Origin of the sequence: Prosthecobacter sp., from assembly GCF_044236155.1 — a bacterium.
Taxonomy (GTDB): domain Bacteria; phylum Verrucomicrobiota; class Verrucomicrobiia; order Verrucomicrobiales; family Verrucomicrobiaceae; genus Prosthecobacter.
On the sequence record NZ_JBIIHA010000002.1, the window covers coordinates 80952 to 104138 of the forward strand.

Below are 23187 nucleotides of genomic sequence, written 5' to 3' on the forward strand. Positions count from 1 at the left end.
CGCGCCCCGCAGGGATGTGATCCAACCTAACTTTCGGATCAGAATGTGAAGCGCAGGCCTGCGTAAAAATTGCGCCCCCATGCCGGGTCTACGCCATTTGGACGAACGCGACTGTAATAGTCTTCGTTAAACACGTTGTTCAATCCAGCAAGCAGGGTGACATTTTCGCGCCAGAGCTTCGCCTCAAGCGTGATGTCCGTCACGTTGTAGGCGGGTATCTGGAAATTGGACGTGTTGTTGTCGTTGGCATAGTGCTCGCTGACGTAGGTGTGAAGCAAGGAGACCTTCAGCCGGTCCCGCCAGCGGTAGGTCAGCCCTACACGCAGCAGATGCTCCGGAGCGTATTGAGGTGCCCGTCCCATGTTGGAACCGCTGATGAATTCAGCGTCCAGCCATTCGTAAGCGCCATGCAGGGCAAGGTTTCCATAGCGTTTCACCGCATTCTCACCGCCGAGGACACCCACAAGATCCACCTCGGCAGCCAGGTCGATGCCGATGTTGCGAGAGCGTCCGGTGTTCTGCACGGTCGTGATGCCTCCGGCGGTCGTCTGGCCGAAACGGTTGTCGTAGTCGATGTAAAAAACGCTCGTGTCCCAGTTCACGAATTCGGAAGGGCGGCCGCGGTAGCCCAGTTCATACGTCAGAGTGTTTCCCGGATCGATATCGGTGTTCGCCACATTATTGTCGATGGGCAGCGTGTCGGCGTAGGTGGCGGGCTTGTAGCCCTGCGAGAAATTAAAATACAGAGCACTGCTGGAAGCCACGTCGTAGGAAAGGCCGAGTGCGAGCAGCGGCACATGCTCGGCGTCCTCACGGTTGCGGGTGGCGAGCGGAGCCAGTGTGGTGCTGTTGAGGCGCACATGGTCCTCGATGCTCTGATAAATGCTCTCCAGGCGGAAGCCGGGAACGATGCTCAGGCGTCCGAATTTGAACTGGTTCTCCACGAAGAGCGCCAGGTACTCGGTGCTGCGGGTGATGTCATTGTAAATGGCTCCGCTGGTGGCATTGGGTGCTGCTCCGAGGGAGTTGATCAGCGGGGCATGCGTGCGCCCGGCTGTGAGGCCCGCCGTCAGATGATGTTCTCCCCCCCATGCTTCCCACTCATGGCTGAAACGCAGGTCCGTGCCGAGCGTGTAGTAGCGGTGTTCGTTGATCGTGTTGTTGCCAGCGGCCAGGCCGGCGGGCGCCGTGCCAAAGCCTGTTCCGCGCTGCCGGAAACTCGTGCGGTTTGAATAGCCTCCGAAGACCTTCCAAATCACGGAGGTTTCCTCACTGAAGTCATGCTCCAGCGACAGCGTGGCGAAGTAGCGCTCGACCTGGACGCGGTCAAAGGCCAGTTGGGACTGATTGCGGTCCGCGTTGTAGAGCAAGGCTCCCGGCGCGGCGTTGAAGGTGAGGCCGCCGGGTTCGCCCGCGTCTGACTGGTAAAAGTCGAAGTCCAGCAGCCAGCGGGTGTCGGTTTGAAGGTCGAGTCCCAGGAGGACGTTCCCGGCATTCAACTCGAAGTCACTGTTCAAGGCGCGGAAGCTGTCGCCCATGCGGTGGTTGTAGTTCACCAGATAGCTTAGGCGTCCGATGGTGCCGTCCATCGAGGTAAAGTGATTCCACAGGTTTCCTGATCCCAGCACATTTTGGGTAAAGAACGAGAATGGCCGGTCCAGACGCGGACGATGCATGATGTAGTTCAGCGAGCCGCCGGGCTGGGGCCCGTAGAGCAGCGACGATCCACCGCGCACATACTCAAGGCGGTCCACTGCCTCCAGTTGCGGCGCGTAGTAAACCGTCGGGTAGCCAAACATGTCCAGCACAAAGGGCACTCCGTTGCGCAGCACGAGCAGGTTTTGCGACTCGTGGGGGTCACCGATGCCGCGGCTGCCGAGGGAAAGGAGTGAGTTGTTCGACAACTCGCTGACCAACAGACCCGGTGTCTTGGTGAAAGCCTGACGGTAATTGTCGCTTTGGATTTGAGGCAGGGAATCAAAATCAATGACCGAAGTTTTTTTGCCCGCGAAAATCTTCCCATCCATCACATCCGGCAGGAAGGGACCCTGAATCTGCGAGCCTGAAAAGGCCTCGCCTGTGACCACGATTTCCGGCATTTCGGTGGCGTTTTGAGTCCTGCCAGCCGGACTGACCGAACCTTGCGAAAGTGCATGCGAGGCGAAAGCCAGAAAGAGCAGAGCTGCGGTGGCCAGGGCTGGGCCGGCAAGGCGAGAGGGCTTGAAGGTGAGGCGGGGCTTCATCGGAAGTGAGCGAGTGATGAAATTGAGATTCTGTCGCAGAAAGGTGCGGAGAGTGGCGAACAATGCTATCTCGGCAAGTTCTTTTTTGCGATTGTGTCTCAATTGCAAGTTGACGCTCCTTTCTTGCGATTCATGCTCAACAGCCGTCCCGCCTGTTGTGCCATGACTTCCCAAGTGATAAACACGCTGCCCACCATGGGCATCGACCAAACTACGCCGCCCGTCTCCAGAGTTGCCGTTGCCCGGCCGGTGGTCTGGCGTCGTCACAGCACCTTGGAGGCACTGATTGCCCTGTCCTGGGTCGTTGGAATCACGGGTTCTTGCCTTGCCGTGGGCATCGTGGGCATGTTCGCCAGTGATTTGCCGCCAATTAACCTCAAGACGCTCGCGGACTTAGAAAATGCCGCCGAGGCACCCATAATCGAGACTTCCATGGCGGAACTGCAGACTCTGGAAGCCACGAATGAGCCGCCAGCGGAATCCGAGCCAGTGCTGCCGGTGGAAATTCCCGAAACCGTCGAAACTCCGCCGGAGAATCTCGATCTTCCCGAGGTCGCCGAGGCCATGACGCTGGAGGATGTGTTCGCCATTCCCACCGCGCCAAAAATCGAAGACTCGCTGCGTCCCGTGGATCCCGTGGTCAAGCCGAAGCCTGCGCCGGTTCCTCCGCGTCCGCGAACTCCAGTGGCGAGCAGCGGCACTCGTTCCAGCACTCCGCAGGCCGGGACGGCTGGCGGCACCGGTGCATCTGGCAGCGGCGGGAAAGGAAAATTCCCCGCGCCACCCTATCCTGCCTTTGCCCGAGGCGCCGGCATGCAGGGCACGGTGCGTCTGAGCATCAGCGTCGGCACTTCGGGTGCTGTGGAAGGTGTCACCGTCATTGGCAGCACCGGCTTCAGCGCGCTCGACAGCTACGCCGCCTCTTGGGTGCGACGAAACTGGCGGTGGCCGGGCGGTGCCGCCAGCCGTTACACCCTGCCGCTGACCTTCCGTCTGCGTTGATCCATCTTTTACTCACATCCCGAATGCATCATCCTGTTCTCGCCAACGTCATCGTCGATCTGTTCATCAAGGGCGGCCCCATCATGTGGCCGATCGCCGTCGTTACTCTTTTCGCCATCTGTGTGTTCATCGAGCGTGTCTTCTGGTGGCTGCGCTTCGCCAGCAAGCGTTCTCCGAAGCAGCTTGAGGAAGTCTATGAGAAGTTGGAGGCAGGAGATCTGGCCAAGGCCATCGAGCAGTCCGCCAAATCCAGCGACCCGGTCGTGCGCATGATCAATCACGGCCTCAATCACCGCCACACCAGCATGCAGGGCGCGCTCGAAGTCGCCGCAGGGCAGGAACTGCGTGACGCGGGCCGCTTCCTGAGCGCGATGGACACCATTGTCACGCTCGCACCGCTGCTCGGCCTGCTCGGCACCGTCACCGGCATCATGGGCAGCTTCACCAGCATCGGCAGCAGCGAACTCGCGGTGGAAAAAGTCACCGGTGGCATCGGCGAGGCTCTCATCGCCACCGCCGCTGGCCTTGGCATCGCCATCGGCACCCTCGTGCCCATGAATTACTTCCACAGCCGCCTCGCCGCGTTGAAATTTGATCTCGAAGCCGCTGCCAACAACGTGCTCATTTTGGCTGCGCAGCACGGTTTCGACAAAGTCGGCGCGAAAACCACGAACTAAGAACCGCGAACGGCCTTGAAACTGCATTCACCACTTCCCGAGCGCAAAACGCGGCTGGAAATCATCCCGCTCATCGACGTGATGTTCTTTCTCCTCGCGTCCTTCATGATGGTCAGCCTCACAATGACCAAGCAGCAGACCATCAAGGTCAACCTGCCCGTCGCTTCCTCCGCGCAGTCCGACTTCAAGCCGGACATGATCAATCTCGCCGTCAATGCCACGGGCGACGTGTTCTTCGACAAATCTGCCATCACGCTGCCTGAGATGGACCGCAAGCTCGCCGAACGCTTCGGCAAGGATCCTGCCACGCCTGTTTACATCAGCGCTGACGTGAACACGCGCTACGCCGACCTCGTGAAAGTGCTCGACGCCGCGAAACGCGTCGGCTTCACCAAGGTCGCCTTCAACGTCAAACCGGCCGGTGCCGCGAAGCCGAATCCCTGACGCATGAAGCGCCTGCTTAACACGCTGCTCGTCCTCATCTCGCTCGGCCTTTGTGCCGTTTCCTTCGTGCAATGGCAGCGGGAGGCGCGCCTGCGCGGCCACATCGCCGATCTCGTGAAACGCTTGGAGGCGGAAAACGCCCTGCGCATCGAGGCGGAGCGTAAAGTGCGCGAGTATGAGAAGGAAATCGCCCGCCTCACAGAGCTCCGCGCCGAGGTCGAGGCGAAGCTCGTCGAGGTCACCCGCGAGTACAACGACCTTTCCGCCGACTCCACCGCCCGCGGCATCACCATCGCCATCTACATGCGCGAACTTCTGCAAGTGCGGGCCGGCTTCGAGGCCGCGCAGCTCGCACTTGGCCAGGGCGGCGACGCCATCAAGGAGCGCAATGCCGCAGTCACCGCGCAGAACAGCGCCATCGAAAAACAAAACGCCATGCTCAAGCAGCTCGCCGCCGAACGTGACGCCGCCATTGAGAAATTGAACGCCCGTACCCGCGAGTTCAACGAGCTCGTCGAGAAGTACAACAAGCTGGCGAAAGAACGGTGAGCCGGTGCCGCGGGTCTGCTCATCCCTTCCGGCGCGCACAAACCTCTTGCGCCGTCCGTCCAGTCAGTTATTCTCCGCGCCCTTTTTCAGACCACCCCCCAGCCCCTCCAGCATCATGTCCCAGCATAGCAGCCTCAAGACCGCCGGCTCCGTCGGCACCAAGCGCAGCGTTTTGAAGCGTGGCGAGCGCATCAAGCTGCTCAAAGCACGTGGTTTATGGAAAGAAGGCCGTCTCCCGACGAACCTGCCGAAGACCAAGCCGGAATAAGGCTTTCCCGTGCGACTGAACCGATACCTGAGCCAGTGTGGCATCGCCTCGCGACGCGGGGCCGAACAGATCATTCTGGAAGGACGTGTCTCGATCAACGGGCACATCATCAAGGAGCTGGCCACGCAGGTGCAGCCCGACGACAAGGTGGTCGTCGATGGTTCCCCAGTTCGGACCGAACTGCCCCTCGTCATCGCCCTGAACAAGCCCAAAGGCTACCTCTGCTCGCGTGGCGACACGCATGAGCGGATGACGATCTACGACCTTCTGCCATTGAAGTTCCAGACCCTGCATCACGTCGGCCGTCTGGACAAAGAAAGTGAAGGCCTCATTCTCCTCACGAACCGTGGTGACCTCTCGCACCGGCTCATTCACCCCAGCCAGGGCGCGGAAAAGGAATACGAGGTCACCGTTGACCAACCTCTGACCGCCGAGGTCATGGCGAAGCTCATCAAAGGCATGATGACCGAGGAAGGTTATGCACGCGCTGAGCGTGCCTGGATGGACGGGGCCTATCACGCGCACGTCGTGCTCAAGCAGGGCCTGAAGCGCCAGATTCGCCTCATGTTTTACTCCCTCGGCTACGAGGTTGAGCGTCTCACGCGCATCCGTATTGGCTGGTTGCAACTCAAAGGCCTGCCCAAGGGCGGCTGGAAGGAACTGACGCCCACGGAAGTCGAACGCTTCTTCAAAGAGGAGCCGAATCAGCGCCGTGAGCCCGCCCGCGTGCGCCAACCCGCCCCGAAACGCGAATCTAAGCCACCACGCTCAGCCGGAACGGAGCAGGGCGAAAGGACACCGGGCCGCTCAGGCTGGAAGCCAGCTCGCCGTCCAGCTCCACGGGGGCCGCGTCGCGGTCCGAAGTCACGGTGAACGCGTCCGCCTGGATGTAATCGAGGTACTCGCACTCCTTGTAGCCATCCAGCAGCATGCCGCGCAGCAGTTGCAGGAACTCCATGCCCCCGAGGCCACGGAAGATGATCAAATCGAGCTTCCCGTCCGTGTTCGACGCGTCGCGGAAGAGAGGAAACGGGCCGCCGTAGTGCTTTCCGTTGCCGATGAGCACCACGGTGCCCAGCAGCGGCGATCTGCCGTCGATCTGCACGCTCAGCGTCGGCGGCGGGCGCAGCAGCACGTTCACCGCGCTCATCACGTAGCTGAGCGGGCCGAACTTCTTCTTCGCCTCCCACGACGTCTCCTGCACGATTTGAGCGTCGAGGCCGACGCCGCCGAGCTGCACAAAGTAGTGCTCGTTCGCCATCCAGAGGTCCACCTCGGAACGCGTGCCTGTGGTGATGCGCCGCCAGCATTCGCCGATGTCCTTGCCAGACAGTTTCAGTTCCATTGAGAACACATTCATCGTGCCCAGCGGCAGCACGCCGAGCGCGGTGTGCTTTTCACCCGGCTGACGGAGTGCGTTCGCACGGCATAGGCCCTGCAGCACCTCGTTCATCGTGCCGTCACCGCCTGCGGACACCACGAGTTCATGGCCGGCGGCGGCGAGTTCCTCGGCGATCAGCGTCGCATCTCCCGGACCCTTTGTGAGATGCAGCTCCGGGGCGGGGGAGAGCTGCCGCAGCGCTTCTTCCAGCGCGGCGGCCTTCGTGCTTCGTGCGGCAGGGTTGAGGATGACCGGAATGGGCATGCGGGGCGCATGAATGCCACGTCGTCGCCACTTGGCAAAGACTCATGCCCGGAGCTTGTGAAAGTTTTCACAAAATCGGGTTGCCGCTCCTGCCCTCGCCCCGATAATCGCCCAAACGCTCCCTTTTTCCCCTTCGCTCATGCCCGCTCCCGCTGAAGCTCCCGCTCCTGCCGCCGCTCCTCCCCCGGTCGATCTTGTGAATGTGCAGATCGACGGCGTCTGGCACAAGTTCCCCAAAGGCACGCGCATGATCGAGGCGTGCAAGCAGGTGCAGAAGGAAGTCCCGCACTACTGCTACCACCCGAAGCTCTCCTCCCCCGGCAATTGCCGCATGTGCCTCGTCGAGATGGGCATGCCGCCGCGTCCCGCTCCCGGCACCGAGCCCGAAAAAGACGAGCACGGCATGCCGAAGATCGGCTGGATGCCGCGCCCCGTCATCGCCTGTGCAAACACCGTCGCGGAAGGGATGGGCATCCGCACGGACAGCGTGCTCACGCAAGAGTGCCGCAAAGGCGTGATGGAATTCCTCCTGATCAATCACCCGCTCGATTGCCCCATCTGCGACCAAGCTGGCGAGTGCCGCCTGCAGGAGTTCAGCGTCGAGCATGGCAAAGGAGAGAGCCGCTTCCGCGAAGACAAGGTCAAGAAGCCGAAGAACGTCGATATCGGCCCGCGTGTGCGCCTCGATGACGAGCGCTGCATCATGTGCAGCCGCTGCATCCGCTTCACTGCCGAGATCGCCGATGAACCCGTGCTCGGCTTCACCGAACGCGGCAGCCACACCACGCTCGCCGTGCATCCCGGCAAGCGTTTGGAGCACAATTACTCGCTCAACACCGTCGATATCTGCCCCGTCGGCGCTCTCACCAGCACCGATTTCCGCTTTCAGCAGCGCGTGTGGTTCCTCACGGAGACAAACAGCATCTGCACCGGCTGTGGACGCGGTTGCAACATGGAGATCGGTGCCCGTGGCGATACCATCTACCGCCAGACACCGCGCGAAAACAACGCCGTGAACTCCACCTGGATGTGCGACCAGGGCCGTCTCGACTTCCATTTCGTGAACAGCGAGTTCCGCCTCACCGATCCGATGGTGAAGACCGGCGGCAAGCACGAGATCGCGAGCTGGAAAACCGCGCTCAACAACATCGCCACTGCTCTCGCCGGCAAGAAGGGCGAGGAGATCGCCATCATCGCCAGCGCCCGCATGACGAATGAGGAGCTTTTCTTCGTGAAGCACCTCGCCGCTCAACTCGGCACCACGAACGTCGATGTCATCCCACGCACCGGTGGAGCCGACAACTACCTCCGTTCCGACGATCTGAACCCCAACACCAACGGTGCGAAACTCATCCTCGGCATCGAGCCCGGCTCTAAACTGGCCGACATCCAGGAAAAGATGTCCCGCGGCCTCCTGCGCGGTGTTTTGGCCCTCGGCGAGAATTTGCTCAAAGTCGGCTTCGCTCAGCGCGACCTCGAAAAAGTGCCCTTCATCGCCACTTTGCATATCCTGGCCAACGCGAGTGCCGAATTGAGCAACGTGGTGCTCCCCGGCACTGCCTACGCCGAAAAACGCGGCAGCATGATCAACGCCACCGGCCGTCTCCAGCGCCTCAACAAGGCCGTCAAGACACCCGGCAATGCCCACGACACCTGGGAAATCCTCCGCGACCTCATCGTCGCCCTCGGTGGCAGCAATGGCCTCGACAGCGTCGATGACGTATTCAAGCGTCTCGCCGCCGAAGTGCCCGCCCTCAACGGCCTCACCTTCTCCAAGATCGGCGACCTCGGCACCCAAGTGCTCGAAACCACCGAAAAAGTGCCGCTCCTCGAACGCGAGAAGGAACGAAAAGCGAAGGGCATCATCGTCGGTTGAGTGTCTGGCAGCGTGCCTGTATCTCTAAGGCCGCATGTCGTCCCCATCATCAACTCGCCCTGAACTCCTTTCCCCTGCCGGGAACTGGGAATGCGCGCGTGCGGCGGTCGCGAATGGGGCGGATGCGATTTATTTCGGCATGCCGCGCTTCAATGCGAGGCTGCGGGCGGACAATTTCACGGAGGAGGACCTGCCGGAGCTGATGAAGTTCCTTCACGCGCATGGCGTGAAGGGTTATGTCGCTTTCAACACGCTGATCTTCACCAAGGAGCTGCCCGATGCCGAAACACAGCTCCGTTTGCTCGAAAGCAGCGGTGTGGATGCCGTGATCGTGCAAGATCTCGGGCTCGCGCGCATGGTGAAGGCGCTCACGCCGAATCTGCGACTGCATGCGAGCACGCAGATGACGATCACGTCGCCTGAAGGGCTCGAATTTGCCAAGCAGCTCGACATCGACCAGGCGGTGCTTGCTCGTGAGCTCTCGATGCGTGAGCTGGAGCGCTTCAAGGACGCGCACGTGCCGCTCGAAGTCTTCGTCCACGGTGCCCTGTGTGTCGCTTACTCCGGCCAATGCCTCACCAGTGAATCGGTGGGTCGTCGCAGCGCGAATCGCGGCGAGTGCGCCCAAGCCTGCCGCATGCCGTATGAAATGATCGTCGATGGCGAGCAGCGTGACCTTGGTGACAAGCGCTACCTGCTCTCGCCGCAGGATCTCGCCGCAGTCGATGAAATCCCGCGCCTGATCGAGCTGGGCATCCGCAGCTTCAAAATTGAAGGGCGTTTGAAGACACCGGAATACGTGGCAGCGGTGACGCAGGTGTATCGTGCGGCGATTGACCGCGCCCTGGCAGGAAAACCGGCTCCGGCGACGGAAGATGACCGCTATGCGCTCGAAATGACCTTCTCACGCGGTCTTTCCACCGGCTGGATGCACGGCGTGAATCATCAGGAACTCGTCGGCGCTTACTACGGCAAGAAACGCGGACCTTATGTCGGTTCGGTGACGCGAATCATCGACGCGGACACGCTGGAGCTTGATTCGCTGCATCTCGCGATGAAACCGGGCGATGGCGTTGTGTTTGAGAACCTCAAGAACACGAACGACGAGCAGGGCGGCAGCATTTACGAGATGCGTGGCAGCCGTCTGAGCTTCCGTCACGGCCATCTGCGCATGGAGGCCATTCCGGTGGGCACGCGCGTCTTCAAAACGAGCGATCCTGCGCTCAATCGAGCCTTGAGGCAGTCGTTTGAAGGCGAGATTCCGGTGCGCAAGCAGTCCAAGCTCGATTTGATCGTGACCGGCAAGTCAGGCGAGCCATTGCGCGTGCGCTGCGGTGATTTGACCATCGATTCGGCGATGCCGCTGCAGGCCGCGATGAAGCGGCCGCTGACACCTTCTGCTTTCATCGACCAATTCAGCCGCCTCGGCGGCACGGAGTTCGAGCTTGGCTCTGTACAGTTCGACGTTGAAGGCGAGGTCATTCTGCCGGTGAGCGAATTGAACCGCATGCGGCGTGAGCTCATCGCTTCATGGAGTGGTGACGACCCGTCGCCCAAAGAACCAGTGATAAGCACGGTCACGCTCGAATCCCTCATGCCTTCACGCGGCAAGGGCGACGACTCGTCGCCGCTCCAGATGTTCGCGCTTTGCCGCACGCGGGATCAAATCGATGCGGCGCTCGAAGCGGGCGTGCCGCGTCTCTACCTCGATTTCGAGGACATCCGGCTTTACGCGGACCTGGTGAAGCACATCAAGGCCAGCAGCGACAGGTCTGAAGTCTGGCTGGCAACGCCGCGCATCCAGAAGTCCGGCGAGGCGGGCTTCTTCAAGCTCATCCAGCGTGCGGAGCCGCATGGCGTTCTGATTCGCAACCTCGGCGCCATCGCCTTCTTCCGCGACGAAGGCATGCCGGTGACCGGCGATTTCTCACTGAACGTGGCGAATCCGCTCACGGCGGAGATTTTGAAAAAGACCGGCCTGGAGCGGCTCACGATCAGCTACGACCTGAACATCGAGCAGGTCGTCGATCTGCTGGCGTCGGCCCCGCCGTCGTGGTTCGAGCTGACGCTGCACCAGCACATGCCCATGTTTCACATGGAGCACTGCGCGTTCGCCGCATTCTTGAGCAACGGCACCGACTTCACCAACTGCGGCCGCCCGTGCGAGAAGCATCGCGTGCATCTGCGTGACCGCGTGGGCATGGCGCATCCGCTGAAGGCCGATGTGGGCTGCCGGAACACGCTGTTCAATGCCGTGGCGCAGACAGGAGCCCAGTTCTTCTCCGAGCTGCGGGATTATGGCCTGCGCTGCTTCCGCGTTGAGTTGCTGGAGGAGGACAAAGCGGCATCCGCCGAGGTTTTGCGTGCTTATCAGGAGCTTCTGGCCGGGAAACGCGACGAACAGGACATCTGGCGCGATTTGAAGGCCCAGAGCCAGCTTGGCGTGACCCGCGGGACGATGGTGGAGCTTTCTTGAAGCGCGGATGTTCGAGGCGGACAGCGGACGGAAAAATCTACTGCGCTGAGGCGCTCAGTTTTGCAGTTCACGCAACGCCTGGGTCACCTCCTCCACCGGCAGGCCGACCACATTCGTGAACGAGCCTTCCATCCGCTCCAGGATCATGTCCGTGCAGGCCTGGATGCCGTAGCCGCCCGCCTTGTCGAGCGGGTTCACCTTGGAATGGTATTCGCGAATCACCTCATTCGTGAGCGGTTTGAAGGTCACATGCGTGATGACATGCAGCTCGCGCTCGACCTTGCCGTCGCAGGCAAGCGCAACGCCGGTGCAGACCTCATGAGCGCGGCCGGAGAGGCGGCGCACCATCGCCAGCGCTTCGTTCATGTCCGCCGGCTTCGCCAGAGGTTCGCCATCGACATAAACGAGCGTGTCGGCGCCGAGCACGAGCGCGCCGGGTTTGGCGAGGCTGCCTGCCATCGCTTTGCGTCGTGCGTTTTCGACCGTGAGCTGTTCCGGCGTCAAGGCCGGGTCGTGCGCCTCCTCCACCTGCGGCACGAAGATTTCGAAATCAAAGCCTGCTCCTCGCAGAAGTTCGACGCGACGTGGCGAGGCGGAGGCGAGCACCAGCGGGCGCATGTCACGCGCCACGGCCCGAGATTCCCGCCACCTCGTCCGCGCGGATCACCGCCTCGCGCTTGTCCGGCGTGCGGTAGCGGTAGTAGCCCGTCTTCTCCTGATACTCCGGCTGTCCGGAGCAAATCACCTCGCGGCCGTCCTTCAGCCTGATCTTGTGCGGCGTGGTCGATGCGAACATGTCCGGCATCGAGCAGGAGGCGAGCAGCGGGGCAAAAAGCAGGGACAAATGAAGACGATGAACTTTCATGACAACGGACCTTGGCTCAAACGGCGCATTTCAGACGGGACTTTCGCGCTTTCTGTTCATCTTTGGCAAGGGTGACAATTTCGGATGACGGGATGAAGCTGGTTGAAGCAGCCCTCGTGCCTTTTACCCTGCCGCATGAGTGAAAATCCTCCTGCCATCGGCATCATCGGCGGTTCCGGCCTTTACGACCTCGAAGGTTTCGAAGGCCGCGAGGAGATCACGGTGCAGACCCCGTTCGGTCCGCCGTCCGATGCCCTGGTCACGGGCACGCTGGCCGGACGCCGTGTTTATTTCCTGCCACGGCATGCCAAAGGCCACCGCATCCTGCCCACGGAGCTGAATCACCGCGCCAATCTCTGGGCGCTGCGCAGCCTGAACGTGCGCTGGATCATCGCCGTCACCGCCGTGGGCAGTTTGCAGGAGCAATACCACCCGCGTGACATCGTGCTGCCGGACCAGTTCTTCGACCGCACCAGCCGCCGTGACCAGCACACCTTCTTCGGCCGCGGCATCGTCGCCCACGTCGCGTTTGGCGATCCCATCTCCAACAAGCTGCGCGCCCTGCTGCATGACGCCTGTGTCGCCCAGGGCCGCCGGGTCCACAACGGCGGCAGCTACGTCTGCATGGACGGCCCCGCCTTCTCGACGCGGGCGGAGTCGAACGCGCACCGCCAGCTCGGCTTCGATGTCATCGGCATGACGAACCTGCCGGAGGCCAAGCTCGCCCGCGAGGCCGAGATCGCCCTCGCCACGCTGGCGATGATCACGGACTACGACTGCTGGAAGATCGAGGAGGAAGCCGTCACCGCCGAGTCCGTCATCGGCCACCTGCATGCCAACGTCGCCGCTGCGAAGGCCATCCTCGCCCAGGTCATCCCGCAGATTCCCACGGAGCCGGACTGGCCCGAGCACCGCGCCCTCGACACCGCCCTCATGACGGATCGCAAACTCTGGCCGGAGCCGACGGTGGAGGAGCTGCTGCCTATCCTGCGGCGGTTTCTGTGAGTTTCTCGCCGCCGTGAAGAGGAACACTTGCCAGAACGCAGCGCTTTGCCTCAGAGTGCGGTCATGAATTCGCCTCATCTCCCGCCGCCGCTGCCGAATCCACCGCCTGCGCTGCCGCCGCAGCGGAAAGGAATGGGCACGGGCGTGATCGTGCTGATCGTCGTGGGTGCGGTGGTGCTGCTGCTGGCGGTGCTGGCCGCGTTGGCGGTTCCCGCCTTCCAGCAATTGCAGAAGTTGGCGGAGGAAACGAAGGCGAAGCAGGCCAAGGCCGCGCAGCCTCCCCCGCCGCTCACTGCGGAACAGAAAGAGGCGCTCCAGGTGTTTGGCGACGCGCTGGCGGAGGCTTTGACGGACGGTGACGACGCGAAGGTGAAGAGCCTGCTCGATCCCGATGGTCTGGCGGATCGGGTCTTCGACGCGCGCACAGCCGGCTTTCCCCAGGCGGCGGACATGCGGAAGGGCTTTATGAACGGCGCGATGAAGCATCCCGGCGGCTGGCTGCGGAACCTCATGGGCAACGAGGTCACGGCCCTGCGTGTGCGCGAGCGCGACGGCTTCCCCGCCGTGGTGCTGCGTCTGAAGCCGGAAGACGGCGGCGTGAATTACGTGGACATCATCGCCCGGCCGCAGGGCGGCGGCTTTCGCGCGGTGGACATGTTCACCTACATGTATGCCAGCTACCTTTCCGACGAGATGCGCAACCTGATGGCGACGATGCTCCCGGACTCCGGCGCGGGAAAGGTGGCCGCGTGGTTCGGGGCGGCGAATTTCGACAATGAGATGATCGACCGCCTGAAAAGCGGGGGCGAGTTGATGAAGTCCGGTGATTTCGCCGGGGCGCTCCGCCTTTGCGACGGTCTGCCGCAGAAGTATCGCGCGCACCGGATGTTCTTCATGCTGCGCATGCAGGCGCTCATGGCGCTGAACGGCACGGAGGAGGGTAAGCATGACGCCGCCTACCGGGAGGCGCTGCGCTCCGCACCGGACATCCTCGGCAAGGACAGCACCACCGACCTGCTGCTGATCGACCTGCATTTCCTGGACAACAACCTGGCGGAGGCCGAGGCCAGCATCCTGCGGGTGCAGAAGGTCATCGGCGGCGATCCGTATCTGAAGGTGCTTCAGGCGAACACCCGGCGCATGATGAGGGACTACGAGGGCGCGCTGAAACTGGCGAACGAGGCCCAGCAGGAGGAGCCCGATCTGTATGACGCGGTCGATGCGCGCCTCACCATCCGCGTGGAGCAGAAGGACTATCCCGCGCTCGTGGAGGAGCTGCGCGCCTTCAAACGCGGCAGCGGCGTGGTGCTCGACCGCAAGTCGCTGGAGGATGACGCGCAGTTCAAGGAATTCCTCGCCTCGCCGGAGTTCGCCGCGTGGGAAAAGGAGATCGCGAAGCCTTAATCCTCCATCAGCTTCACCGCGAGGCGGCGCATAAACTGGCGCTCCGGCATGAGGCCGAGGCGCTCGTAGGCGTCGTCGAGATTGCGCAGGATGCGCAGCAGCGTGGCGTCGGCGGTGGCGGACTCACGGATGAGGTCCTCCATGCCGGGATTCGCGGCGGGATGGTGTTTGGCCACGTCGGCGGCCAGCATGAAGCGGCCGCGGTTGAAGCAATCGACCAGCCACGTTTGCTCGCGATACGCCACGCGGGAGAGGAAATGGCCGGGGAAGTTGCAGCCTTCGATTTCGAGGCCGAAACGATGACCCAGCAGGCGGTAGAGGCAGCAGAGGCTGATCGGATTGCCCAGGCCGGTGTCCAGCACCCAGAACAGGTTGCTGTTCGCGGGGGAGTAGTAGTCCTTGCTGTTCCCACGGAAGCGCGTGACGCCGCCGTGCGAGGCGAAGAGCCACTGCGCGAGCTCATGCGCGTCCATGCGGCCTTTTTCGGCAAAGGCCTCTTCAGCGAGGGCATCAAGACGCTTTGGCAGGTCGGCGGACTGCGTCTTCCAGCCGTTCAGAAAGGCGGAAAGCTGGCTCAGACCCTCCTCAAGCTGCGCGTCCGGCCCGTCCATCCAGCGCCAGCGCATCCAAGTCTCTTCGAGCTCGAGGCGGCGGGCTGGTTCGAGCATCTTCGCCACGAGACGCTCCTCATCCGCGCTCAGCGGCGTCTCCAACTGCTCGATGTGCCGTGGCAGCTCGCGGCGCATGACGGTCAGCTCCTGCGCCACTGCCTGACGCACGACCTCGGAGTCGTCGTCCAGCAGTTTGATCAGATGGCTCAGGTGAGCGGTGGCGGGCATGACGATGTGTTACCATGATCGGATTGCCGTAAGCAATCACGAAATGTGTCACAGCCGGATCTGCATCGCCTTCGCGGCGCGGTGGGCCTTGGCGCGGGCTTCGTTGATGTTCTTGGCGCGGGCGAGCGTGACGGCCATGCGGCGCTGGCCGCTGACATTCGGTTTGCCAAAGAGACGGATCTGCGTGTCGGGCTCGGCGAGGACTTTGTCGAGTTTGCCGAACTGCACCTGCGAGGATTCTCCCGCGACGAGCACGGCGCAGCTCGCGCTGGGGCCGTGCTGGTGGATGTTCGGAATCGGCAGGCCGAGGATGGCACGGACGTGGAGAGCGAACTCGCTCAAATCCTGCGAGATGAGCGTCACGAGGCCGGTGTCGTGCGGACGGGGCGAAACCTCGCTGAAAATGACGTCGTCGCCTTTGATGAACATTTCGACGCCGAAGAGTCCGCGACCGCCGAGGGCCTCGGTGATGGCTCCGGCCATCTTTTCGGCGGCTTTGAGCGCTTTTTTCGACATGGGATGCGGCTGCCAGGACTCGCGGTAGTCGCCTTTGATCTGCGTATGACCGACCGGCGCGCAAAAGGAGGTGCCACCGACATGGCGCACGGTGAGCATGGTGATCTCGTAGTCGAACTCGACGAAGCCTTCGACGATGACCTTGCCCTTGCCGGCGCGGCCGCCTTCCTGGGCGTATTGCCAGGATTTGGCGATGTCGCTCTTCTTTTTCACGACACTCTGGCCTTTGCCGGAGCTGCTCATGATGGGCTTCACGACGCAGGGCATGCCGATTTTTTCAATCGCAGCGCGGAACTCCTCCTCGGTGGCGGCGAAGACGTAGGGCGAGGTCTTGAGGCCGAGCTCCTCGGCGGCGAGGCGGCGGATGCCTTCGCGGTTCATCGTGAGTTTCGCGGCACGTGCGGTGGGGACGACGCGGTAGCCTTCCTTTTCGAGCTGGATCAGCGTGTCGGTGGCGATGGCCTCGATCTCCGGCACGATGCAGTTCGGCTTTTCGACATCGACGATACGGCGCAGTGCCTCGCCATCGAGCATGGAGATGACATGGCTGCGATGCGCGACCTGCATGGCGGGCGCATTGGCGTAGCGATCGACGGCGATCACTTCACAGCCGAGGCGCTGGAGTTCGATGACGACCTCCTTGCCGAGCTCGCCGGAGCCGAGGAGCATGACTTTGGTCGCGGAGGAGGAAAGAGGAGTGCCGATGCGTGCCATGGGGGCATTTAGGACGGCAGTTGGCAGGCTTCAAATCGCATTTAGCATCCGTCATGTCCTTCCCCGGTCCGCCTGCTCCTTCGCGCCTGCGCCGCGTGGTGGATCCTTTGCTGCAAGCCGTGGTGGATTTGATTTATCCGCGCCTGTGCTGCGTGTGCAAGGTACCGCTGGATGACGGACGGCCCGGGTGGTTCTGCAAGGTCTGCGCGGACGAGCTGCCTCTGATGGAGCCGCCTTACTGCAAAGTCTGCGGCGAGTTCTACGACGGCGCCTTCACGAACGAGTTCCGCTGTATGAACTGCGACGGGCGCAGGCTGGAGTTCGAGTTCGCCGTGGCGGCCTGTCGCGCGGAGGGGGTGGTGCGGGAGATGATCCACCAGTTCAAATACGAGCGCCGTCTCCAGCTCCGCGCTCCGCTGGCAACGCTGCTTTCACGCACTCTGCAGGACCCGCGTCTGGCGGATGAGAATCTCGCCGCATGGGCGCTGGTTCCCGTGCCTCTGCACCGCAGCCGGGAGCTGGACCGTGAGTTCAACCAAAGCTGGGAGCTGTGCGTGCGTTTGAGCGGGCTCACAGGCATCCCCGCCATCCAGGCGCTCTCACGGATGCGCGAGACCGACTCGCAGGCGAGCCTGGACCGCGACGAGCGGCTGAAAAACCTGCGCGGCGCCTTCGCCCTGCGAAAAACGCGGCCTTGGGAGGAAAAAGTCACCCTGCAAGGCCGGCGCATACTCCTGGTGGACGATGTTTTCACCACGGGCGCGACCACCAGCGAGTGCGCCCGCGTGCTGCGGCGTGAGGGCGGGGCAGAAAAAGTAGTGGTCATCACCGTTGCACGCGGCTAGGCTCGTTTTCGCGTCCGGCGCTGGCCGGGCCTGACAGAGCGAAAGCCGGGCCGTCCTTGTCCCGGCAACTCCTGCGGCATGCCACCCGGGGAGATGCTCCCTCGGGTCCGCCTTTGCAGGGCGCCATACTCACAGACCTACCATGGGATTTTTCAAAAAACGCTCCGTTGACGAACTTGGCGAGAAGAAGCGCGACATGCCGGAAGGCCTTTGGACGAAGTGCCCTTCGTGCAACGAAAGCCTGTTCGAGGACGCGCTGACCAAGAACCTCCGCGTCTGCACGCACTGCAGCTATCATTTCACCATCGGCTCCGACGAGCGCGTCGCCAGCCTCGTGGACGAGGGCACCTTCGTGGAGATGGACAAGGGGCTGGACTCCGTGAACGCGCTTGGTTTCAAGGGCTACCTCGACAAGGTGAAGGCCTATCAGGCCAAAACCGGCCTCACCGAGGCCGTTCTCACCGGCCGCGCCTCCATCGAATCCATCCCCGTCCTGCTCGCGATCATGGACTTCCGTTTCCTCGGTGCCAGCATGGGCAGCGTCGTGGGTGAGAAAATCACCCGCGCCATCGAGGCCGCCACGGCGGAGAAAAAGCCCGTCATCGTCTTCTCCGCCTCCGGCGGCGCCCGCATGCACGAGGGCATTCTCAGCCTCATGCAGATGGCGAAGACCAGCGGCGCCCTGGCCCGCCATGCCGAGGCCCGTCTGCCCTACATCTCCGTTTTGACCCATCCGACCACCGGCGGCGTCACCGCCAGCTTCGCGACCCTGGGCGATCTCATCATCGCCGAGCCGAAATGCATGATCGGCTTCGCCGGCCCCCGCGTGGTAAAGGAAACCACCCACGCCGACCTGCCGCCCGGCTTCCAGACCGCCGAGTTCATGATGCAGCACGGCCTGGTGGACATGATCGTCGAACGCAAGGACATGCGCGCCACGCTGGCCAAGGTGCTGCGCTACATGGCGGCTGCGAAAGCCTGAGGAAGATTCCGTCCCTGCATCCAGGGGCACGTCCCGATGGGGCAATGATGAATCTGGCTGGTTCGGTTCTTGGCGAATCCACTCCGCCCCTTTTCCTGCGGCGATCCGGGGTTGTCTTGGTCAAACAGTTCCAATCTGCCCACCGTTTCCCACCTGATGTCAGGCCCTGCTTGTCAAAAAATTTCAAAGCAGGAGAGCTTAACGGCCGCGCACGACCCGGAAGCCGACAAAAGGCGCGCTCATGAGTCCTGGCATGCTAAATCGGCTGGCACACCGGGCTTCCGTGGCAGGGTGACGCCAACTGCCTCCTCTCACGACGCAATCGCTTCCCTTATCAGGCCCATGCGGATTTTCGATCGGAATCTGAGCTGCTCCGTCATGTCCGCTGGAATAAAAATCCCAACACCACTCGGCTACATTGCCCGCCATATCATGAATGCCGAAATCATTGGCAGGAAAACTTCCAACCGCACACGTAAGCGGCGGCGGCCCTGCAACCATGGCCGAGGAACCTTTTTGCAGACTTTTGTCATAATCTTCAATTCCAGTCGCGTGGTAGTTGGCGTCTTCGGGTGTGATCTGATCTCCCCAAGGAAAGCGTTTTCCCTCCAGCCCGCCGCGAGACGCGAATTCCCACTCGGCCTCCGTCGGCAAACGAAAGCCAGTGGCTTGCCAGTCAACATGCTTGTTGCCTAAATCCGCCGTTCCTTTGCGTGCCACGTTCAATTTCTTCGGGTCGGAATAATAACAAGGGGTTAAGCCTTGTGATTCACTAAACGCGTTGCACCACTTGATTGCATCTGGCCAGGAGACGCCACAGACAGGATGATTGTCTGCCTTTCCAATGCCTTCGGGCAAATCATCGTATCCACGCTGCCTGGCCCAGAGCCTCACACTTTCCCATAGCGCCAGCGTGATCTCGAATTTTGAGACCCTGAACGGGGCCAGCGTGACCTGAATTGGTTTTGCGTCCTTCATTCCATCAATCGCGTCACCCATTCGAAAGGTCCCCCCCGGGACTTTGATCAGCTCGCACACAGGGATGGTTATGTCTGGCATCGAAGCTCCTGGACGAAATTTCTTTCCTTGGTCGTTCGCAGCCTCCTTTTGGCCACCCGCATAATATCCAGCCAAATAGACAACGAGAATACACAGCGCTACAGAACCCGCCTTTGATATTCGATTTTGTAGTGAATGGCGTGAGCGGTATTGGTTGCGCGATCCTTCTTTGGCGGTCAGTAGCAAAAACTTGTCATTCACTGAATGAGTGGGCGGAATTTTTTTGCGCGTTGAGCGGGTGTTTTGACCAAACTCATCCAGACAAAACGGGAAGTTTATAGATTCCTGTGCACTGTTTGTGCCGCAGCGTGTCTTTTGCATCTGATAGACTTAGATTGCTCCTTCAGTCAGGTTTCAGGGAGCTTTAGGGCTGTGTTGTGCGTTCATGGGAACGTCGTGCTGTGCGTGGAAACAGTCATTTTTGGTAAAACCATAAACACGAGCGGCAATACTTTTGCAGTCGGTTCAGCGAGGTAACCCAAAGAGAGGTCTCGATGCGGCACCTGCCGATCGCGCCACGAACGGATGGACAACGGTTTGCCGCGCCTCCGCCAAATCGTGGGCAAAAACGGCGTGACCAAAATGAACACGGAAAATGGCGTCAGGGTGCAGCCGGCTGACAGCGCTTCATGACTCGGCATGCGTGGCTGCGGGCGGTGTGAAGCGTGATTCTGATCCTGCCGCCAGCGTGGGGTGGTGATCCAACTGGAGACGATCCGCTCCTGCGCCAACGAGCTGTGCGAGGCCATCCTCAGCCTCATGCAGATGGCGAAGACCAGCGGCGCCCTGGCCCGCCATGCCGAGGACCGGCCGCCCTACATCTCCGTTTTGACCCACCCGACCACCGGCGGCGTCACCGCCAGCTTCGCAACCCTGGGCGATCTCATCATCGCCGGGCCGAAATGCATGATCGGCTTCGCCGGCCCCCGCGTGGTGAAGGAAACCACCCACGCCGACCTCCCGCCCGGCTTCCAGACCGCCGAGTTCATGATGCAGCACGGCCTGGTGGACATGATCGTCGAACGCAAGGACATGCGCGCCACCCTGGGCAGGGTGCTGCGTTACATGGCCGCTGCGACGGCGGCATGACAGGGCCCTTGACCAACCTAGCTGATTGAGTGCCTGGCAATGGCAGAACTCCTCGTGGCAAGCACTTGCGGCCTGATGCTTGTTTCCCAAGTGCAGCCTGCCACCCACCAAGTCTGTGCAAGAATTTCGACAGTAAAGGAAAACAAAGTCACAACACCCTTGACGGATCCAAAGATAATTGAGCCACGATGTTGGTTTAGTCTTGTTCACCGGGTGGGTTACCCCATATATTGCTCTTTAGGGCTCAGTATAGAAATTTATAATGGTTAAACTCTCCCGCTGCTTTTTTTTGACATGTCTTACTGTCATAGCGTGGGGACAAACAGAAACGGTGGTCAATCTCCTCGACCTGGACGCTCCCGTGGGATCGCTGGAATACGCCTCCATTCATGAGGCCGGGCATGTGGTCTGCGCCACGAGCGCGGGCATGAGCGTGACACGCGCGGTTGTCTTTCAGCGCTCCAAACCCGGTGTGGGCGTCTACTGGAAGGGAGCCACCACCCTGCGTGGTTCCAGCAGGCACCATGGCATGGCGATGGCCAAGCTAGGCGGGAACTTTGCGGAGTTCTTTTTGGCTGACCGAACCAACACGATCAGGGTTCCTTCATTTTTGGACGTTGTGGGCAACAGGAGGGTGATCAGCCAGTCTGATGTCATCACCGCAGAGGATCTGGGTGGCGAAAGCCTGCTCACCATCCAAAACAGAACCTATCGGGCACTGGCGGGGAATGTGAGTCTTCTTAACCGGGTCTATCAGAGGCTTCGCACTTCCCATGTCTATCCATAACCATCATCCATGGATCTAGCCATGGTCACAACAAGGCTGGAGCAGCATGAAGCATCGACAAGAAATTTACACGACACATGGGTTAACACATATTATTTTATATTATGAGGCCATTTATTCCTAACCTCAGCGCCTTATACGCTTCCGCTCGTTGCCGGTTTGGCATGTTGCTGCTCGGCGCAGCCGCCAGCTACTCCGCCTTCGAAGATTGGGCGCTGGAACCAGTCGCGAAAAGCCCCCAGCTGCAGACCACTGTCACCCTGGACTCCCCAGAACCCCAAGCCAAGCTCCCATTGGGAGCGGCGCAGAGCAGCAATCCGGTGCACGAGGAATCGCCTAGCGTAAAGCTGGCCAGCATCCTCAAAATCAAGGATCTCGAAAGCCGCCACGGACTGCTGTCAGCCTTGGGGGACGAAATGGGTAAAACAAACCCTGAGCGTGGGTGGCAAATGGTCCTGTCGGACTTCACCAACATCCCAGACAGACAGGTTTTTGGCATTCAAGTGCTTCGCCATTGGGGCCAAAAAGATCCGCACGCAGCCTTGGAAGCCTGCAAACAAATTCCCGTGGGCGAACGCAGGGCTCTGGTCTACTCCGCAGCCCTTGCAGGCTGGGCCATGAAAGATCCACAGGCGGCTGCGGCTTGGACCCTCGGCAATCTCTCTGGCATTTACCGCCGCACAGCCATCGGCCGCATCGGCAAGGTGTGGGCTCAAACAGAGCCCCACAAGGCGGCGGAATGGGCTCTCCAGAATTCCTTCGAGGTCGATCAGGTTTTCAGTCTCAACGAGGTCATCGACACATGGGCTGAGACCTACGCCCGCGACGCGGCCGAATGGTGTAGTAAACTCCCCGCAGGCAAGCTGCACGACTTTGCTCTCTCCAGGGCCGTTTTGAAATGGGCTGATTATTTTCCCAAAACCACCGCCGAATGGCTCGCCGAACATCCTGACGACCTGTGGCTGCTACCTCGCGTGGCGGCCCGCTGGGGCCAGCAGGATCCGTTGGCCGCTGCGGTCTGGCTGGACAAGAACGTCAGTGAGGCTTCCGCCCAGGAGTGCCGGCAGGCCATGGTGCTGGAGTGGGCCAATTACGACCCCCGTGTCGCCTTCGAATGGGCGGTCCAAGTTTTGAAAGGCGCCCCGCGCCAAGTCGCTTTTTCAGGGATTTTCAGCCACTGGGCCTCCGAGTATCCCGAAGAGGCACGAATCTCCGCTTTGAAGCTGGCTGACGAAACTGAACGGCATACCTCGCTTGAGTCCATTTTCATCACCTGGGGCACCCAGAATCTGGAAATGTTCCACACATGGTTGAAGGAGCAGAAGCCCGGTGTCGAAAAAGACATCGGCATCGAGCAGCTTGCCGCGCTTTTGAGTCCTACGAATCCCGCCGCCGCGCTCAGTGAGGTGCTGACCATGCAGAACCCCGCCCGTCGGCAACGTGCATTGACCCAGCACTATCAAGACTGGAAGCTCAGCGAGCCCCTGGCTGCTGAAGCCTGGCTCAAACAGCACCAGGAAGCGGTCAAGCTCATGACGCCCTGATCGAGCCGCCAGAGGCGCTCTTCAGGAGACGCCTCCTATGAAGGGGCGGCGTCTTCCGGGACTCCGGCTTTTCAGCAGTCTCGTGCCTCACCCACGCGGTTCCACGGCCGTCAGGCACGCTACGGAGCGCGAAGGTGGGCCGATAGGCCGACGAGCCCAGGGTGGGGCCTTGCCCGCTTTCCCCTTTCTTTGAACCGCGTTCATGGGATGCCCTTCTGGGTCGCCGCATGCCCATGGAACATCTTAAGCCGTGTGTGCTCTCCTGCGCGCGCGCTTAGCAGTGAATGCGTCATTCATCCATGATAATGGTGCGCATCCTATGTAATGGAGGAACGGATGCCTGTTGAGCATTCTCCTG

The 23187-nt window shown here is 61.3% G+C and carries 21 protein-coding genes and 1 pseudogene; 15 read left to right on the forward strand and 7 right to left on the reverse strand.

Annotation, left to right across the window (positions count from 1 at the left end):
- Positions 1 to 38: 38 nt before the first annotated feature.
- Positions 39 to 2243 (reverse strand): TonB-dependent receptor family protein, encoded by a 2205-nt coding sequence (locus tag ACILSE_RS02155; protein ID WP_395715698.1) that lies wholly within the window; start codon positions 2241 to 2243, stop codon positions 39 to 41.
- 132 nt (positions 2244 to 2375) lie between these two features.
- On the opposite strand from ACILSE_RS02155, the gene ACILSE_RS02160 reads away from it, so the two are divergent.
- From ACILSE_RS02160 to ACILSE_RS02185, 6 genes are all read left to right on the forward strand, one after another.
- Positions 2376 to 3245: an energy transducer TonB gene (locus tag ACILSE_RS02160; RefSeq protein ID WP_395715699.1), complete on the forward strand. Its 870-nt coding sequence runs from the start codon at positions 2376 to 2378 to the stop codon at positions 3243 to 3245.
- Between the two features lie 23 nt (positions 3246 to 3268).
- A complete protein-coding gene (locus ACILSE_RS02165; protein WP_395715700.1) occupies positions 3269 to 3922 on the forward strand; it encodes a MotA/TolQ/ExbB proton channel family protein in 654 nt (217 codons plus the stop codon).
- A gap of 15 nt (positions 3923 to 3937) precedes the next feature.
- Positions 3938 to 4366, forward strand: a complete 429-nt coding sequence (locus ACILSE_RS02170; RefSeq protein ID WP_395715701.1) for an ExbD/TolR family protein — start codon at positions 3938 to 3940, stop codon at positions 4364 to 4366.
- A gap of 3 nt (positions 4367 to 4369) precedes the next feature.
- Complete coding sequence (locus ACILSE_RS02175; RefSeq protein ID WP_395715702.1) at positions 4370 to 4915, forward strand: hypothetical protein; 546 nt, start codon at positions 4370 to 4372, stop codon at positions 4913 to 4915.
- A gap of 115 nt (positions 4916 to 5030) precedes the next feature.
- Positions 5031 to 5183: a small basic protein gene (locus tag ACILSE_RS02180; RefSeq protein WP_395715703.1), complete on the forward strand. Its 153-nt coding sequence runs from the start codon at positions 5031 to 5033 to the stop codon at positions 5181 to 5183.
- 9 nt (positions 5184 to 5192) lie between these two features.
- Positions 5193 to 6056 (forward strand): pseudouridine synthase, encoded by an 864-nt coding sequence (locus ACILSE_RS02185; protein WP_395715704.1) that lies wholly within the window; start codon positions 5193 to 5195, stop codon positions 6054 to 6056.
- Here the strand turns inward: ACILSE_RS02185 and ACILSE_RS02190 are convergent.
- Positions 5938 to 6828, reverse strand: a complete 891-nt coding sequence (locus ACILSE_RS02190; protein WP_395715705.1) for a diacylglycerol/lipid kinase family protein — start codon at positions 6826 to 6828, stop codon at positions 5938 to 5940. The genes ACILSE_RS02185 and ACILSE_RS02190 overlap by 119 nt on opposite strands.
- Before the next feature lie 139 nt (positions 6829 to 6967).
- Between ACILSE_RS02190 and ACILSE_RS02195 the strand changes: the two genes are divergently transcribed.
- Together ACILSE_RS02195 and ACILSE_RS02200 are read left to right on the forward strand one after the other, a co-directional pair.
- Complete coding sequence (locus ACILSE_RS02195; protein ID WP_395715706.1) at positions 6968 to 8704, forward strand: molybdopterin-dependent oxidoreductase; 1737 nt, start codon at positions 6968 to 6970, stop codon at positions 8702 to 8704.
- Between the two features lie 34 nt (positions 8705 to 8738).
- Positions 8739 to 11180, forward strand: coding sequence for a DUF3656 domain-containing protein (locus tag ACILSE_RS02200; RefSeq protein ID WP_395715707.1), 2442 nt, complete (start codon positions 8739 to 8741; stop codon positions 11178 to 11180).
- A 54-nt stretch (positions 11181 to 11234) separates the two neighbouring features.
- On the opposite strand, the gene ACILSE_RS02205 is transcribed toward ACILSE_RS02200, so the two are convergent.
- Positions 11235 to 11798 (reverse strand): Maf family protein, encoded by a 564-nt coding sequence (locus tag ACILSE_RS02205; protein WP_395715708.1) that lies wholly within the window; start codon positions 11796 to 11798, stop codon positions 11235 to 11237.
- 1 nt (position 11799) lies between these two features.
- Positions 11800 to 12045, reverse strand: coding sequence for a DUF903 domain-containing protein (locus ACILSE_RS02210; RefSeq protein WP_395715709.1), 246 nt, complete (start codon positions 12043 to 12045; stop codon positions 11800 to 11802).
- Positions 12046 to 12180: 135 nt separating this feature from the next.
- Here ACILSE_RS02210 and mtnP point away from each other — a divergent pair, with 135 nt between their 5' ends.
- Both mtnP and ACILSE_RS02220 read left to right on the forward strand, forming a co-directional pair.
- Complete coding sequence (gene mtnP / locus ACILSE_RS02215; protein ID WP_395715710.1) at positions 12181 to 13050, forward strand: S-methyl-5'-thioadenosine phosphorylase; 870 nt, start codon at positions 12181 to 12183, stop codon at positions 13048 to 13050.
- 63 nt (positions 13051 to 13113) lie between these two features.
- Positions 13114 to 14454 (forward strand): tetratricopeptide repeat protein, encoded by a 1341-nt coding sequence (locus ACILSE_RS02220; RefSeq protein WP_395715711.1) that lies wholly within the window; start codon positions 13114 to 13116, stop codon positions 14452 to 14454.
- Here ACILSE_RS02220 and ACILSE_RS02225 read toward each other — a convergent pair.
- Together ACILSE_RS02225 and purT are read right to left on the reverse strand one after the other, a co-directional pair.
- Positions 14451 to 15293 (reverse strand): transglutaminase-like domain-containing protein, encoded by an 843-nt coding sequence (locus tag ACILSE_RS02225; RefSeq protein WP_395715712.1) that lies wholly within the window; start codon positions 15291 to 15293, stop codon positions 14451 to 14453. The genes ACILSE_RS02220 and ACILSE_RS02225 overlap by 4 nt on opposite strands.
- A 48-nt stretch (positions 15294 to 15341) precedes the next feature.
- On the reverse strand, positions 15342 to 16523 hold the full coding sequence (gene purT / locus ACILSE_RS02230; RefSeq protein WP_395715713.1) for a formate-dependent phosphoribosylglycinamide formyltransferase: 1182 nt from the start codon (positions 16521 to 16523) through the stop codon (positions 15342 to 15344).
- Positions 16524 to 16576: 53 nt separating this feature from the next.
- Here purT and ACILSE_RS02235 point away from each other — a divergent pair, with 53 nt between their 5' ends.
- The gene (locus ACILSE_RS02235) at positions 16577 to 17368 is read left to right on the forward strand and encodes a ComF family protein (RefSeq protein WP_395715714.1); all 792 of its coding nucleotides are present in this window, start codon (positions 16577 to 16579) and stop codon (positions 17366 to 17368) included.
- A gap of 142 nt (positions 17369 to 17510) precedes the next feature.
- Entirely contained in the window at positions 17511 to 18350 is an 840-nt protein-coding gene (gene accD / locus ACILSE_RS02240; protein WP_395715715.1) for an acetyl-CoA carboxylase, carboxyltransferase subunit beta, read from the forward strand.
- 198 nt (positions 18351 to 18548) lie between these two features.
- On the opposite strand, the gene ACILSE_RS02245 is transcribed toward accD, so the two are convergent.
- The gene (locus tag ACILSE_RS02245) at positions 18549 to 19730 is read right to left on the reverse strand and encodes a formylglycine-generating enzyme family protein (RefSeq protein WP_395715716.1); all 1182 of its coding nucleotides are present in this window, start codon (positions 19728 to 19730) and stop codon (positions 18549 to 18551) included.
- A gap of 420 nt (positions 19731 to 20150) precedes the next feature.
- On the opposite strand from ACILSE_RS02245, the pseudogene ACILSE_RS02250 reads away from it, so the two are divergent.
- From ACILSE_RS02250 to ACILSE_RS02260, 3 genes and pseudogenes are all read left to right on the forward strand, one after another.
- Positions 20151 to 20498 (forward strand): annotated as a pseudogene (locus ACILSE_RS02250) (acetyl-CoA carboxylase carboxyl transferase subunit beta); the annotation flags it as partial.
- A 262-nt stretch (positions 20499 to 20760) separates the two neighbouring features.
- On the forward strand, positions 20761 to 21285 hold the full coding sequence (locus ACILSE_RS02255) for a hypothetical protein (RefSeq protein WP_395715717.1): 525 nt from the start codon (positions 20761 to 20763) through the stop codon (positions 21283 to 21285).
- A 164-nt stretch (positions 21286 to 21449) separates the two neighbouring features.
- On the forward strand, positions 21450 to 22829 hold the full coding sequence (locus tag ACILSE_RS02260; protein WP_395715718.1) for a hypothetical protein: 1380 nt from the start codon (positions 21450 to 21452) through the stop codon (positions 22827 to 22829).
- Positions 22830 to 23187 lie beyond the last annotated feature (358 nt).

What these genes read in the sequence shown, in the direction of transcription:
- ACILSE_RS02155 (WP_395715698.1), bottom strand. Translation starts at nt 2,243, where the DNA reads ATGAAGCCCCGCCTCACCTTCAAGCCCTCTCGCCTTGCCGGCCCAGCC.
- ACILSE_RS02160 (WP_395715699.1), top strand. Translation starts at nt 2,376, where the DNA reads ATGCTCAACAGCCGTCCCGCCTGTTGTGCCATGACTTCCCAAGTGATA.
- ACILSE_RS02165 (WP_395715700.1), top strand. Translation starts at nt 3,269, where the DNA reads ATGCATCATCCTGTTCTCGCCAACGTCATCGTCGATCTGTTCATCAAG.
- ACILSE_RS02175 (WP_395715702.1), top strand. Translation starts at nt 4,370, where the DNA reads ATGAAGCGCCTGCTTAACACGCTGCTCGTCCTCATCTCGCTCGGCCTT.
- ACILSE_RS02180 (WP_395715703.1), top strand. Translation starts at nt 5,031, where the DNA reads ATGTCCCAGCATAGCAGCCTCAAGACCGCCGGCTCCGTCGGCACCAAG.
- ACILSE_RS02190 (WP_395715705.1), bottom strand. Translation starts at nt 6,828, where the DNA reads ATGCCCATTCCGGTCATCCTCAACCCTGCCGCACGAAGCACGAAGGCC.
- ACILSE_RS02195 (WP_395715706.1), top strand. Translation starts at nt 6,968, where the DNA reads ATGCCCGCTCCCGCTGAAGCTCCCGCTCCTGCCGCCGCTCCTCCCCCG.
- ACILSE_RS02200 (WP_395715707.1), top strand. Translation starts at nt 8,739, where the DNA reads ATGTCGTCCCCATCATCAACTCGCCCTGAACTCCTTTCCCCTGCCGGG.
- ACILSE_RS02205 (WP_395715708.1), bottom strand. Translation starts at nt 11,798, where the DNA reads ATGCGCCCGCTGGTGCTCGCCTCCGCCTCGCCACGTCGCGTCGAACTT.
- ACILSE_RS02210 (WP_395715709.1), bottom strand. Translation starts at nt 12,045, where the DNA reads ATGAAAGTTCATCGTCTTCATTTGTCCCTGCTTTTTGCCCCGCTGCTC.
- mtnP (WP_395715710.1), top strand. Translation starts at nt 12,181, where the DNA reads ATGAGTGAAAATCCTCCTGCCATCGGCATCATCGGCGGTTCCGGCCTT.
- ACILSE_RS02220 (WP_395715711.1), top strand. Translation starts at nt 13,114, where the DNA reads ATGAATTCGCCTCATCTCCCGCCGCCGCTGCCGAATCCACCGCCTGCG.
- ACILSE_RS02225 (WP_395715712.1), bottom strand. Translation starts at nt 15,293, where the DNA reads ATGCCCGCCACCGCTCACCTGAGCCATCTGATCAAACTGCTGGACGAC.
- purT (WP_395715713.1), bottom strand. Translation starts at nt 16,523, where the DNA reads ATGGCACGCATCGGCACTCCTCTTTCCTCCTCCGCGACCAAAGTCATG.
- ACILSE_RS02235 (WP_395715714.1), top strand. Translation starts at nt 16,577, where the DNA reads ATGTCCTTCCCCGGTCCGCCTGCTCCTTCGCGCCTGCGCCGCGTGGTG.
- accD (WP_395715715.1), top strand. Translation starts at nt 17,511, where the DNA reads ATGGGATTTTTCAAAAAACGCTCCGTTGACGAACTTGGCGAGAAGAAG.
- ACILSE_RS02245 (WP_395715716.1), bottom strand. Translation starts at nt 19,730, where the DNA reads ATGCAAAAGACACGCTGCGGCACAAACAGTGCACAGGAATCTATAAAC.
- ACILSE_RS02255 (WP_395715717.1), top strand. Translation starts at nt 20,761, where the DNA reads ATGGTTAAACTCTCCCGCTGCTTTTTTTTGACATGTCTTACTGTCATA.
- ACILSE_RS02260 (WP_395715718.1), top strand. Translation starts at nt 21,450, where the DNA reads ATGTTGCTGCTCGGCGCAGCCGCCAGCTACTCCGCCTTCGAAGATTGG.